Origin of the sequence: Streptomyces asoensis (assembly GCF_016860545.1) — a bacterium.
GTDB classification, from domain to species: Bacteria; Actinomycetota; Actinomycetes; order Streptomycetales; family Streptomycetaceae; genus Streptomyces; species Streptomyces asoensis.
The window spans coordinates 1-12,674 of sequence record NZ_BNEB01000001.1; the positions used below are offsets into that span (position 1 = coordinate 1).

At 73.4% G+C, this 12,674-nt stretch carries 14 protein-coding genes; 7 read left to right on the forward strand and 7 right to left on the reverse strand.

Features of this window, described 5'->3' with window-relative positions:
* Both Saso_RS00005 and Saso_RS00010 read right to left on the reverse strand, forming a co-directional pair.
* Nucleotides 1-527, reverse strand: a 527-nt coding sequence (locus tag Saso_RS00005) for an SDR family NAD(P)-dependent oxidoreductase (RefSeq protein ID WP_203833497.1), incomplete at its 3' end; no start/stop codon positions are given.
* Between the two features lies 1 nt (nucleotide 528).
* Nucleotides 529-1,269, reverse strand: coding sequence for an SDR family oxidoreductase (locus Saso_RS00010; protein WP_189916712.1), 741 nt, complete (start codon nucleotides 1,267-1,269; stop codon nucleotides 529-531).
* Between the two features lie 54 nt (nucleotides 1,270-1,323).
* Here Saso_RS00010 and Saso_RS00015 point away from each other — a divergent pair, with 54 nt between their 5' ends.
* From Saso_RS00015 to Saso_RS00030, 4 genes are read left to right on the forward strand one after another with little or no spacing between them, the layout of a single operon-like run.
* Complete coding sequence (locus Saso_RS00015) at nucleotides 1,324-2,121, forward strand: enoyl-CoA hydratase family protein (RefSeq protein ID WP_189916713.1); 798 nt, start codon at nucleotides 1,324-1,326, stop codon at nucleotides 2,119-2,121.
* On the forward strand, nucleotides 2,114-2,950 hold the full coding sequence (locus Saso_RS00020) for a CoA transferase subunit A (protein WP_189916714.1): 837 nt from the start codon (nucleotides 2,114-2,116) through the stop codon (nucleotides 2,948-2,950). Before Saso_RS00015 ends, Saso_RS00020 begins: the two co-directional genes overlap by 8 nt.
* Nucleotides 2,947-3,711, forward strand: a complete 765-nt coding sequence (locus tag Saso_RS00025; RefSeq protein ID WP_229900969.1) for a CoA-transferase subunit beta — start codon at nucleotides 2,947-2,949, stop codon at nucleotides 3,709-3,711. Before Saso_RS00020 ends, Saso_RS00025 begins: the two co-directional genes overlap by 4 nt.
* Nucleotides 3,711-4,769, forward strand: a complete 1,059-nt coding sequence (locus tag Saso_RS00030; RefSeq protein WP_189916715.1) for an NAD(P)H-dependent flavin oxidoreductase — start codon at nucleotides 3,711-3,713, stop codon at nucleotides 4,767-4,769. Before Saso_RS00025 ends, Saso_RS00030 begins: the two co-directional genes overlap by 1 nt.
* Before the next feature lie 127 nt (nucleotides 4,770-4,896).
* Here the strand turns inward: Saso_RS00030 and Saso_RS00035 are convergent, their stop codons facing one another.
* The 3 genes from Saso_RS00035 to Saso_RS00045 are packed head-to-tail and all read right to left on the reverse strand — an operon-like array spanning nucleotide 4,897 to nucleotide 7,503.
* Complete coding sequence (locus tag Saso_RS00035) at nucleotides 4,897-6,054, reverse strand: acetyl-CoA C-acetyltransferase (RefSeq protein WP_189916716.1); 1,158 nt, start codon at nucleotides 6,052-6,054, stop codon at nucleotides 4,897-4,899.
* Nucleotides 6,055-6,077: 23 nt separating this feature from the next.
* A complete protein-coding gene (locus Saso_RS00040) occupies nucleotides 6,078-6,689 on the reverse strand; it encodes a TetR/AcrR family transcriptional regulator (RefSeq protein ID WP_189916717.1) in 612 nt (203 codons plus the stop codon).
* 25 nt (nucleotides 6,690-6,714) lie between these two features.
* A complete protein-coding gene (locus Saso_RS00045) occupies nucleotides 6,715-7,503 on the reverse strand; it encodes an SDR family oxidoreductase (protein WP_189916719.1) in 789 nt (262 codons plus the stop codon).
* Nucleotides 7,504-7,576: 73 nt separating this feature from the next.
* Here Saso_RS00045 and Saso_RS00050 point away from each other — a divergent pair, with 73 nt between their 5' ends.
* Nucleotides 7,577-8,719, forward strand: a complete 1,143-nt coding sequence (locus tag Saso_RS00050; protein WP_189916720.1) for an acyl-CoA dehydrogenase family protein — start codon at nucleotides 7,577-7,579, stop codon at nucleotides 8,717-8,719.
* A 26-nt stretch (nucleotides 8,720-8,745) separates the two neighbouring features.
* On the forward strand, nucleotides 8,746-9,696 hold the full coding sequence (locus Saso_RS00055) for an acyl-CoA dehydrogenase family protein (RefSeq protein ID WP_189918452.1): 951 nt from the start codon (nucleotides 8,746-8,748) through the stop codon (nucleotides 9,694-9,696).
* Nucleotides 9,697-9,714: 18 nt separating this feature from the next.
* Here Saso_RS00055 and Saso_RS00060 read toward each other — a convergent pair whose 3' ends face one another.
* Entirely contained in the window at nucleotides 9,715-10,206 is a 492-nt protein-coding gene (locus Saso_RS00060) for an FBP domain-containing protein (protein ID WP_189916721.1), read from the reverse strand.
* A 103-nt stretch (nucleotides 10,207-10,309) separates the two neighbouring features.
* Between Saso_RS00060 and Saso_RS00065 the strand changes: the two genes are divergently transcribed.
* Nucleotides 10,310-10,885, forward strand: coding sequence for a TetR/AcrR family transcriptional regulator (locus Saso_RS00065; protein WP_189916722.1), 576 nt, complete (start codon nucleotides 10,310-10,312; stop codon nucleotides 10,883-10,885).
* Nucleotides 10,886-10,900: 15 nt separating this feature from the next.
* On the opposite strand, the gene qcrB is transcribed toward Saso_RS00065, so the two are convergent.
* On the reverse strand, nucleotides 10,901-12,559 hold the full coding sequence (gene qcrB, locus Saso_RS00070; RefSeq protein WP_189916723.1) for a cytochrome bc1 complex cytochrome b subunit: 1,659 nt from the start codon (nucleotides 12,557-12,559) through the stop codon (nucleotides 10,901-10,903).
* Nucleotides 12,560-12,674: the final 115 nt, after the last annotated feature.

Sequence of the window (12,674 nt, forward strand, 5' to 3'; positions counted from 1 at the left end):
GCTTTGGCGGCGCTGTAGTTGCCCTGGCCGACGGAGCCGAGGAGGCCGGCGCCGCTGCTGGTGTTGACGACGCGGGCGGTGGGCGGGCGGCCCGCCTTGGTCTCGGCGCGCCAGTGTGCGGCGGCGTGGCGCAGGGTGAGGAAGTGGCCGGTGAGGTGGACGCGCAGGACGGCGTCCCAGTCGTCCTGGTCGAGGTTGACGAGCATGCGGTCGCGCAGGAAGCCGGCGTTGTTGACGAGGGTGTCGAGCCGGCCGTAGGTGTCGAGTGCGGTGCGCACGAGGGACGCGGCGCCGTCGGAGGTGGCGATGTCGGCGTGGTGGGCGACCGCTTCGCCGCCCGCCGCCCGGATCTCGTCGACGACCTGGCGGGCCGGGGTGTCGGGGCCGGGGGTGCCGTCGAGGCCGACGCCGTGGTCGTTGACGACGACCCGGGCGCCTTCGGCGGCGAAGGCGAGGGCGTGGGCGCGTCCGAGGCCGCGTCCCGCGCCGGTGACGACGACGACGCGTCCGTGGCAGATGCCGTTCATGTCAGGTCTCCTTGTCGGCGGTGGCGGCGTCGAGGAAGGCGGGTCGTTCGCCGCCGCCGTGCAGGAGCAGGCTGGCTCCGCTGATGTAGCGGGCCGCGTCGGAGGCGAGGAAGACGGCTGCTTCGCCGACGTCGGCGGGGAGGGCGAGGCGGCCGAGGGGGACGGTGCGGGCGACGGCTTCGACGCCGTCCTCGCCGCCGTAGTGGAGGTGGGTGAGTTCGGTGCGGACCATGCCGACGACGAGGGTGTTGACGCGTACGCGTGGGGCCCATTCGACGGCCATGGACCGGGCGAGGTTCTCCAGGCCGGCCTTGGCGGCGCCGTAGGCGGCCGAGCCGGGTGAGGGGCGGCTGCCGCTGACGCTGCCGATCATCACGACGGAGCCGCCGGTGCGTTCGAGGTGGGCGTGGGCGGCGAGGGAGACGGTGAGCGGGGCGAGGAGGTTGAGTTCGATCACGCGCGCGTGGTGTCGGGCGTCGGCGTGGGCGAGGGGGCGGTGGGGGGTGCCGCCGGCGTTGTTGACGAGGATGTCGAGGCGGGGCAGCGCGGTGAAGAAGTGCCGTACGGCGTCGGTGTCCCGGACGTCCAGGGGGGCGTAGGCGGCTTCGGGGAGGGGTTCGTCGGGGGGTCTGCGGGCGCAGACGACGACGTCGGCGCCGGCGCGGGCGAGGGAGCGTGCGATGCCGGCGCCCACGCCGCGGGTGCCTCCGGTGACGACGGCGACCTTTCCGTCCAGCTGCATCCGCTGCTACCTTCCACCTAACAAACGTTTGGTGGAAAGGTAGCTGATGCTTCCATGGGTGTCTCCACCTCGTCCCCGGAAAAGGGGGCCGCACCAGGCCCGGCCGGCTCGGCGTCCGACGGGATCGCGCTGGTCACGGTCGATTTCCCGCCGGTGAACGCGCTGCCGGTGAGCGGCTGGTTCGCCCTGGCCGACGCCGTGCGCGCGGCCGGCCGCGATCCCGGCACCCGGTGCGTGGTGCTGGCGGCGGAGGGGCGCGGGTTCAACGCGGGCGTCGACATCAAGGAGATCCAGGAGCGGGGGCCTGGCGCCCTGGTCGGCGCCAACCGCGGCTGCTTCGAGGCCTTCGCGGCGGTGTACGAGTGCGAGGTGCCCGTGGTGGCCGCGGTGCAGGGCTTCTGCCTGGGCGGCGGCGTCGGCCTGGTGGGGAACGCGGACGTGGTCGTGGCGAGCGAGGACGCCGTGTTCGGGCTGCCCGAGCTGGACCGGGGCGCCCTGGGCGCGGCCACGCATCTGGCCCGGCTGGTCCCCCAGCATCTGCTGCGCGCCCTGTACTACACCTCGCGCACGGTCACGGCGCGCGAGCTGCGCACGCACGGCTCGGTGTGGCGGGTCGTGCCGCGGGACGAACTGCGCGCGGCCGCGCTGGAGCTGGCCGGGGAGATCGCCGCGAAGGACGGCGAGCTGCTGCGCCTGGCCAAGGCGGCCATCAACGGCATCGATCCGGTCGACGTGCGGCGCAGCTACCGCTTCGAGCAGGGCTTCACCTACGAGGCGAGCGTGGCCGGGGTGGCCGACCGGGTCCGTGACACCTTCGGCAGGAAGGGCGAGGAGGGGGATCCGGGTGAGTGACAAGACGATGAGCGCCGAGGAGGCGGTGTCGCGGCTGCGCAGCGGCATGACGCTCGGGATCGGCGGCTGGGGCTCGCGGCGCAAGCCGATGGCGCTGGTCAGGGCGCTGCTGAGGTCGGAGGTCACCGACCTGACCGTCGTGTCGTACGGCGGTCCGGACGTCGGGATGCTCGCCGCGGCGGGCCGGATCCGCGAGCTGGTGGCCGCGTTCGTCACCCTCGACTCGATCCCCCTGGAACCGCACTACCGCGCGGCCCGCGAGGGCGGGGCGTTCGCGCTGACGGAGATCGACGAGGCGATGTTCATGTGGGGGCTGCACGCGGCGGCGAACCGGTTGCCGTTCCTGCCGGTGCGGGCGGGCATCGGTTCGGACGTGATGCGGGTCAACCCCCGTCTGCGGACGGTGACGTCGCCGTACGAGGACGGGGAGACGTTCGTGGCCGTGCCCGCCCTGCGCCTGGACGCGGCCCTGGTGCACGTCAACCGGGCGGACCGGCTGGGCAACGGGCAGTACCTGGGCCCGGATCCCTACTTCGACGACCTGTTCTGCGAGGCGGCGGACGAGGCGTACGTCAGCTGCGAGCAGATCGTGGACACGGCCGAGTTGACGAAGGCGGCGCCGCCGCAGTCGCTGCTGCTCAAGCGGCACACGGTGACGGGCGTGGTCGAGGCGCCGAACGGGGCGCACTTCACGTCCTGCGCCCCGGACTACGGCCGGGACGAGGCGTTCCAGAAGCGGTACGCGGCGACGCCCTGGCCGCAGTTCGCGGCGCGGTACCTCGCCGGGGACGAGCGGGCGTACCGGGCCGCGGTCGAGGAGGAGTCGTGAGCGGGGAGAGCGTGAGCGGCGAGACCGTGGGCGGGCAGAGCGTGAGCGGGGTGACGCGGGCCGAGTACTGCGTGATCGCCTGCGCGGAGGCGTGGCGCGGGGCGGGCGAGATCCTGGCGAGCCCCATGGGCCTGATCCCCTCGGTCGGTGCGCGTCTGGCCCGGCACACCTTCGCGCCGGACCTGCTGATGACGGACGGCGAGGCGCTGCTCGTCGGGCTGGACGGCACGGTGGAGGGCTGGCTGCCCTACCGGCAGCATCTGGCGCTGGTCACCGGGGGGCGGCGGCACGTGATGATGGGGGCCAGTCAGATCGACCGGTACGGCAACCAGAACATCGCGTGCGTCGGCGACTGGGCGCGGCCCACCCGGCAGCTGCTCGGGGTGCGGGGCGCTCCGGTCAACACCCTGAACAATCCGACGAGTTACTGGATTCCGCGGCATTCGCGGCGGGTGTTCGTCGAGCGGGTCGACATGGTGTGCGGGGTGGGGTACGACCGGGCGGCCGGTGCGCGCCACCACCGCATCCCGCGGGTCGTCTCCGATCTCGGGGTCTTCGACTTCGCCACGCCCGACCGTTCGATGCGGCTGGCCTCGCTGCATCCCGGGGTGAGTGTCGAGGAGGTCCGGGAGGCGACGGGGTTCGCCCTGGTGGTGCCGGACGAGGTGCCGCCGACCCGGGAGCCGACCGCGGCCGAGCTGCGCCTGGTCCGTGAGGTGATCGACCCGCACGGGAGCCGGGCCCGGGAGGTCGCGGCCTGATGGAGACGGCGTTCACCCGGCTGGTCGGGGTGCGGCACCCGATCGTGCAGACCGGGATGGGGTGGGTGGCGGGCCCGCGGCTGGTGTCGGCGGCGGCCGAAGCGGGGGCGCTGGGCGTGCTGGCGTCCGCGACCATGACGCCGGACCGGCTGCGGGCGGCGGTGCGCGAGGTGCGGGCGCGGACGGCGGAGCCGTTCGGGGTCAATCTGCGGGCCGACGCGGCGGACGCCGGTGAACGGGTGCGGATCATCGTCGAGGAGGGGGTGCGGGTCGCGTCCTTCGCGCTCGCGCCGTCCCGGGAGCTGATCGCCGAGCTCAAGGAGGCGGGGGTGGTGGTGATCCCCTCCGTGGGGGCGCGCCGGCACGCCGAGAAGGTCGCCGCGTGGGGGGCGGACGCGGTGATCGTGCAGGGCGGTGAGGGCGGCGGGCACACCGGCGAGGTGGCGACGTCGGTCCTGCTGCCGCAGGTGGTGGACGCCGTGGACGTCCCGGTGGTGGCGGCGGGCGGATTCTTCGACGGCCGGGGGCTGGTGGCGGCACTGGCGTACGGGGCGGCGGGGGTGGCGATGGGCACCCGGTTCCTGCTCACGTCGGACTCGCCGGTCCCGGACGCGGTGAAGGCGCGCTATCTGGCGGCGACGGTCCGGGACGTCACCGTCACCCGGGCGGTGGACGGTCTTCCGCACCGCATGCTGCGGACCGCTCTGGTCGATTCGCTGGAGGACGCGGGCCGGGCGGCGGCGCTGGTGCGGGCCGTGCGGCACGCGGCGGCCTTCCGGAGGCTGTCCGGCCTCACCTGGCGGGAGATGGTCCGTGACGGGCTGGCGCTGCGCCACGGCAAGGACCTCGCCTGGAGTCAGGTGCTGCTGGCCGCGAACACGCCGATGCTGCTCAGGGCCGCGATGGTCGAGGGGCGCACGGACGGCGGGGTGATGGCTTGCGGGCAGGTCGCCGGGGTGATCGACGATCTGCCGTCGTGCGCGGAGCTGGTGGGGCGGGTCATGCGGGAGGCGGAGGAGCGGCTGGCGGCCCTCGAGGGGTTCGCCGCCGCTCCCTGAGCGTCGCGGTGGTGTGCGCCGTGGCGTTCCGCGGCGGGCGCGCTGCCCGGCGGGGGCGGGTTCGGGGCCCGCCCGCGCCGGGCGTGTTCTCAGAACCGTCGGACGCCCGCCCCCGCCAGGCTTGGCCTCAGAGCCGTTCGATGATCGTCACGTTGGCCTGGCCGCCGCCCTCGCACATGGTCTGGAGGCCGAACCGGCCGCCGGTGCGCTCGAGTTCGTGCAGCAGTGTGGTCGCCAGCCGGGCGCCGGTCGCGCCGAGCGGGTGTCCGAGGGCGATCGCGCCGCCGTTGACGTTGACCCGCTCGGGGTCCGCGCCGGTCTCCTTCAGCCAGGCGAGGACGACGGGGGCGAACGCCTCGTTGATCTCGACGAGGTCGATGTCGTGGATGGACAGCCCGGTCTTCTTCAGGGCGTGCGCGGTGGCCGGGATCGGGGCCGTCAGCATGCGGATGGGGTCCTCGCCCCGGACGGAGAGGTGGTGCACGCGTGCGCGGGGGGTCAGGCCGTGTTCGCGCACCGCCCGCTCCGAGGCCAGCAGCAGGGCCGCGGCGCCGTCGGAGACCTGCGAGGAACAGGCGGCGGTCACGGTCCCGCCGTCGATGACGGGCTTCAGCGCGGCCATCTTCTCCAGGGAGGTGTCGCGGCGCGGGCCCTCGTCCGCCGTGACGCCTTCCAGGGCGGTGGTCTCGCGGGCGAAGCGCCCTTCGTCGACGGCGCGGACCGCCCGCCGGTGCGAGCGCAGGGCGAACTCCTCCTGGTCGCGCCGGGTGATGCCCCACTTGGCGGCGATCATCTCGGCGCCGGCGAACTGGTTCACCGGCCGGTTCCCGTAGCGGGCGCGCCAGCCCTCGCTGCCCGCGAAGGGGCCCTGGGTGAAGCCGAGGGGTTCGGCGGCCTGCCGGGTGGCGTAGGCGATGGGGATCTGCGACATGTTCTGCACGCCGCCGGCGACCACGAGGTCCTGGGTGCCGGACAGTACGCCCTGGGCGGCGAAGTGGACGGCCTGCTGCGAGGAGCCGCACTGGCGGTCCACGGTCACGCCCGGTACCTCCTCGGGCAGTCCGGCGGCCAGCCAGCAGGTCCGGGCGATGTCGCCGGCCTGGGGTCCGACGGCGTCCAGGCAGCCGAAGACGACGTCCTCGACGGCCGCCGGGTCGATGCCCGAGCGGGCGACGAGTTCCTTCAGGACGTGTGCGCCGAGGTCCGCCGGGTGCACTCCCGACAGTCCTCCTCCGCGACGCCCCACGGGCGTGCGGACCGCTTCGACGATGTAGGCCTCGGCCATGGCGACTCCCTCACTGCGAACGGCTATGCACGTACGGCGATCCCGTCCAGCACCATCGACAGGTACTGCCGGGCGATCTCCTCGGGGCTGTGCTGTCCGCCGGGCCGGTACCAGGACGCGGCGACCCACACGGTGTCGCGGACGAACCGGTAGGTGAGGCGTACGTCGAGGTCGGCGCGGAACACTCCGGCGGCGACCCCCCGCTCCAGCGTGGACAGCCAGGCCTTCTCGAACCTGCGCTGCGAGTCGGCGAGGAACGTGAACCGTTCCTGCGCCACGAGCTGCCGGCTCTCCTTCTGGTAGATCGCGACGGCGGCGCGGTGCCGGTCGATCTCCCGGAACGACTCGGTGACCAGGGCGGCGAGCGTCTCGCGGGGTCCGAGCCCGGCGCCAAGGACGGTGTCGTAGCCGTCCCAGAGTTCGTCGAGGAAGGAGCGCAGGATCTCCTCCAGCATCGATTCCTTGGAGTCGAAGTGGTAGTAGAGGCTGCCCGCGAGCATGCCCGCGTGGTCGGCGATCTTACGGACGGTGGTGGCGTTGTAGCCCTGTTCGGCGAAGACCTCGGCGGCGGTGTCGAGGAGTTCGCGGCGACGCGCGGGCGCGGCGGTCACCTGGGGCTTCTTCTTGGTCGGCACGGACACATTGTGGTCTGCTCCGCCGTCAGGGGTGCTGGCCGCTGACGGAGACGACCTCGCCCGTCATGTACGAGGAGTACGGCGACGCCAGGAACACGATGACGTTGGCCACCTCCCAGGGCCGGGCGTACCGTCCGAAGGCCTCGCGGGCGGTGAGTTCCTCGAGCAGTTCGGCCGAGGTCACCTTCGCCAGGTGGGGGTGGACGGCGAGGCTGGGCGAGACGGCGTTGACCCGTACGCCGTACGCGGCCGCCTCGACGGCGGCGCACCGGGTGAGGGCCATCACGCCCGCCTTCGCTGCGGCGTAGTGGGCCTGTCCGGCCTGGGCGCGCCAGCCGAGGACGGAGGCGTTGTTGACGACGACTCCCCCGCCGCCGGCGCGCATCAGCCGCAGTGCGGCCCGGGTGCAGCGGAAGGTGCCGTTGAGGGTGACGTCCAGGACGCGTGACCACTGCTCATCGGTCATGTCGGCGAGGGGTGCGGTCCCGCCGAGTCCGGCGTTGTTGACGACGACGTCCAGGCGTCCGTGTTCGCGTACGGCGGTGTCGAACAGGGCGCGTACCTGGGTCTCGTCGGTGACGTCGCACGGCAGGGCGGTCACGGACGCCTGTCCGAACTCATCGGCGAGCGCGGCCCGGCATTCCTCCAGGCGGCGCGCGTGGGCGTCGCTGACGAGTACGCGTGCGCCCTCTTCGAGGAAGCGGCGCGCGGTCGCCCCGCCGATGCCCGCGCCGGCGGCGGCGGTGATGACGGCGGTGCGGCCGTCGAGCAGCGCGTGCCCGGGAACGTAGGGCGGGGTCTCGACGTTCGTCATGACAGCACGCTAACCTACCAAACACTTGTTAGGGAAGAACGCGCACGCAGGGCCGCAGCCGAGGAGGGCGTCCGTGGACCTCGCACACTCCCCCGCCGACGAGGCGTTCCGCGCCGAGGCCCGGGCCTGGCTGCACGCGCATGTGCCGGCCGCTGCACTGCCCTCCCTGGAGACCGCCGAGGGCTTCGCGGCGCACCGCGCGTGGGAGGCCGAACTGGCCGCGGACGGCTGGTCGGTGGTGAACTGGCCGGCCCGCTTCGGGGGGCGCGACTGCGGGCTGATGCGCTGGCTGCTCTTCGAGGAGGAGTACTACGCGGCGGGCGCGCCCGGGCGCGTCGGCCAGAACGGCGTGAGCCTGCTCGCCCCGACCCTGCTCGAGCACGGCACGGAGGAACAGCGGGCCCGGGTGCTGCCCGCCATGGCCAGGGGCGAGGTCGTCTGGGCGCAGGCCTGGTCGGAGCCCGAGGCCGGTTCGGACCTGGCCTCGCTGCGCGCCCGGGCGGTCCGGGCTGACGGCGGCTGGCGGCTGAGCGGCAGCAAGACCTGGTCCTCGCGGGCGGCCTTCGCCGACCGCGCCTTCGGCCTGTTCCGCTCCGGGCCCGGCACCGGCAGACCCCACCAGGGGCTCACGTACGTCATGTTCGACCTGCGGGCGCCCGGTGTCACGGTCCGGCCCGTGGGCCGCCTCGACGGCAAACCGGCGTTCGCCGAGCTGTTCCTGGACGAGGTGTTCGTCCCGGACGAGGACGTGATCGGGGAGCCGGGCGGGGGCTGGCGGATCGCGATGTCGACGGCGGCCGACGAGCGGGGGCTCACGCTGCGCTCCCCCGGCCGTTTCCTCGCCGCGGCGGACCGGCTGCACGCCCTGTGGCGGGAGCGGGGCAGCCCGCAGGCCACCGCCTCGCGCGTCGCCGACGCGCTGATCGGCGCCCGCGCGTACCAGCTGTTCACCTACGCGACCGCGTCCCGCTTCCTGGCCGGGGAGCGGCTGGGTGCGGAGTCGAGCCTGAACAAGGTCTTCTGGTCGGAGCTCGACATCGCGCTGCACGAGACGGCGCTGGACGTCCTCGGCGCGGAGGGGGAGGCGGTCGGCACGGAGTGGGCGCAGGGCTATGTCTTCGCGCTCGCCGGACCGATCTACGCGGGCACGAACGAGATCCAGCGCGACATCGTCGCGGAGCGGCTGCTCGGGCTGCCGAGGGGGCGGCGCGGATGACCTCGCAGGGTCCGGCCACGCCGGGGTTGTGTTTCCTGCCGGACGCCGAGCAGCGGGCTTTCGCGCAGTCGCTGGACACCATGCTGGGCAAGGCCGGCACGCCCGCCGTGGCGCGCGACTGGAGCCGCGGCGAGCGGACGGGCGGACGGGCGCTGTGGGCGCGGATCGCCGAGGCCGGGGTGTTCGCGCTGGCGGTCCCGCAGGCCCACGGGGGGCTGGGGCCGCGGCCGGTGGAGGTGGCCCTCGCCTTCGTGGAGCTGGGGCGGCACGCGGTGCCGGGCCCGCTGGTGGAGACGGTCGCCGCGGCGGCCCTGCTGACCGGCGCGGGTCCCGCCGAGCGATTCCTGGCCGACCTGGCGTCGGGCGGGTCGATGGCGACGCTGGCCGTCGAGGGGGCGTACGCGGTGGACGGCGACGCGGCGGCGCTGCGGCTGGTCCTGGGCGCCGACGGTCTGCGGCTCTCCCCGGGGCACGGGCCGGTCAGGTCCTCGCTCGACCCCGCCCGCCGGCTCACCCGTCTGCTGCCGGGCGGGCAGCTCCTCGTCCCGCGCCCGCCCGTGGAGCGCGCCCTGTCGTGGGCCCGCCTGGCGACCGCGGCCCAGGCGCTCGGGGTGGGCCTGGCGCTGCTGGAGCGGACGGTGGCGTACGTGGGGCAGCGCGTGCAGTTCGGTGTGCCCGTGGGCTCGTTCCAGGCGGTCAAGCACCGGCTGGCGGACGCGCGGATCGCGCTGGAGTTCGCCCGTCCGCTGGTGCTGGGCGCCGCCGTGACGATGAGCGCGGCGGACGTCGCCGCCGCGAAGGCGGCGGCCTGCGAGGCGGCGTACACGACCGCGCGGGCCGCGCTCCAGCTGCACGGCGCGATCGGTTACACGGCGGAGTACGACCTGTCCCTGTGGCTCACGAAGGCCCGTGCCCTGCGCACGGCCTGGGGCTCCCCGGACGACTGCCGGGCGGAGGTGCTGCGCGGCCGGCCGTAGCCGCGTGCCGCCGCCCGGTCAGCCGGTCACCTTGGCGAGGAACGCGGCGAGGTTGGTCACGGTCCGCTCGATCTTCTCCTCCAGGGTGATGGTCTCGGGAAGCCTGGCCCCCACGCCCGCGTCCCGCTTGCCCCGTACGTAGAGCGAGCAGGCGAGGTCGCTGCATATGTAGGCGCCCACCGAGTTGCCCTGCTGGCCGGCCCGGCCCGCCTTCGGCGCGACCATCAGGGAGACCCCGCCGGAGTGGGTCGTCAGGCAGATCGTGCACATGCTGCGGCGGGTCTGCCAGGAGCCGGCGGCGGAGGAGCGCAGGGCGAGGGCCTTGGGGCCGCCGTCCCGTTCGAGGACGAGGTAGGCGCGGTCGGGGGCCTGGGGGTCCCGCCAGCCGAGGTAGTCCAGGTCGTCCCAGGGGCGTTCGGCCAGGTCGCGCGGCACGGACAGGCGCTTGGCCTCGCCTTTGGTGCAGTTCACGAAGGCGGCACGGATCTCTTGCTCGGTCAGCGGCTTCATACAACGCAGGCTAATTTGCCTAAAGCTTTTAGGCAAACGCATAATGGTTGTCGGCGACGGGGCCCGCGCGACCGCGCCGGGCGAGCCGGACGAGAGGACGACCATGGGGCGTGTGGGGCTGAGCACGGACCGTCTGGTCCGGGCGGGCGCGGAGCTCGCCGACGAGGTCGGCTTCGACGGCGTGACCGTCTCGGCGCTCGCCCGCCGCTTCGACGTCAAGGTCGCGAGCCTGTACTCGCACGTGCGTAACTCCGACGACCTGCGGACCCGGATCGCGCTGCTCGCCCTGGAGGAGCTCGCCGACCGCGGCGACCTCGCGCTGGCCGGCCGGGCCGGCAAGGACGCCCTCACGGCCCTGGCCGACGTCTACCGCGACTACGCCCGGGCCCACCCCGGCCGCTACGCCGCGGCCCAGTTGCGGCTGTCCCCCGAGGCGGCGGCCGCGAGCGCCGGCCCGCGGCACGCCCGGATGACCCGGGCGGTGCTGCGCGGCTACGACCTCACCGAGCCGGACCAGACCCACGCCGTCCGTCTGCTGGGCAGCGTCTTCCACGGCTACGTCAGCCTGGAACTCGGCGGCGGCTTCAGCCACAGCGCCCCCGACACCCAGGAGACCTGGACCCGCGTCCTCGACGCGCTCGACGCCCTGCTGCGCAACTGGCCGCCCCGGCAGTACTGACGGGCGGCGCCGGGGTCAGTGCCCGTGGCCGCCGGTCAGCTCGCGGTGCTCCTGCGGCGTCGGCTTGGGCACATGGCTGTCCGCCCCGAACATCGCGCGCGCCAGCCGGGCCCGTACCCGCTGGGACACCCGGACCTGCCGGCGCACGCCGTTGTGGTCGACGAGCGGCCCGATCTCGTACGGCGGGCGCTGCTCGTGCTGGGTGAGGGTGAACAGCGCCGCCCGGTCCAGGGGTTCGTGGACCTCGACGTACTCGCCGTGCGGGAGGCGCTTGATGGTCCCGGTCTCACGGCCGTGCAGCACCTTGTCCCGGTCGCGCAATTGCAGGCCCAGACAGATGCGTTTGGTGACCACGTAGGCGACCACGGGGGCGACGAACACGGCGATCCGCACGAACCAGGTGATCGCGTTGATGGACAGGTGCAGGTGCGTGGCGACGATGTCGTTGCCGCCGCCGATCAGCAGCACCACGTACAGGCTCAGCCAGGCCACCCCGAGGCCGGTGCGCACGGGCGCGTTGCGCGGCCGGTCGAGGATGTGGTGCTCACGCCGGTCACCGGTGATCCACGCCTCGACGAACGGATAGACGCCGATGGCCAGCAGGATCAGCGGGAAGAGCGAGAAGGGGATGAGGACGCCCGGCACGAGGGTGTGGCCCCACAGGTTGATCTCCCACCCCGGCATCACCCGGATCAGCCCCTCGGAGAAGCCGAGGTACCAGTCCGGCTGCGCGCCCGTGGTGACGAGATCGGGGCGGTACGGCCCGAACGCCCACACCGGATTGACGCTGGCGATCCCTCCCATGACGGCCAGCACCCCGAAGACCAGGAAGAAGAACCCGCCGGCCTTGGCCATGTAGACCGGCATGAAGGGCATGCCGACGACCGACTTCTGGTCGCGTCCGGGCCCGGGGTACTGCGTGTGCTTGTGGAAGAACACCAGGATCAGGTGGGCGACGACGAGGCCCAGCATGATCCCCGGCAGCAGCAGCACATGGATCGGGAAGAACCTGGCGATGATGTCGTGTCCCGGGAACTCACCGCCGAAGAGGAAGAACGAGAGGTACGTCCCCACGATCGGGATGGACAGGATCGCGCCGTCGGCGAACCGGACGCCGGTGCCGGAGAGCAGGTCGTCGGGGAGCGAGTAGCCGGTCAGCCCGGTGAGGATGCCGAGGAACAACAGCAGCCAGCCGAACAGCCAGTTGACCTCGCGGGGCTTGCGGAACGCCCCGGTGAAGAACACCCGCATCATGTGCACGAGCATGCCGGTGACGAAGACCAGGGCCGCCCAGTGGTGGATCTGCCGGATCAGCAGCCCGCCGCGCACGTCGAAGCTGATGTCGAGCGTCGACTCGTACGCCCGGGTCATCGTGACGCCGTTGAGCGGCACGTACGAGCCGTCGTAGACGACCTCCGCGCTGCTCGGCTCGAAGAAGAGCGTGAGGTAGACACCGGTCAGCAGGAGGACCAGGAAGCTGTAGAGGCAGACCTCGCCCAGCATGAAGGACCAGTGGTCCGGGAACACCTTGCGCAGGTTCGCCTTCGCCAGCGCGTAGAGGCCGAGCCGTTCGTCGGCCCAGTCGGCGACCCTCTCGCCCCTGGCGGGCGCCTCCCGGCGGCTCGAACTCCCGCCGTCCGCGCCCTCGTTCACCGATCGCGCGCCGTCAGACATACCTCGTCGCCTCCCCGTCGGGTCAACCTCATCAGAGTGTCACGGCGGACCGGCTGAGCCAACGGTGCGGACAGCCGCCGGGGGAACCCGCCCTCGCCCGACACCTTTCGCCCTT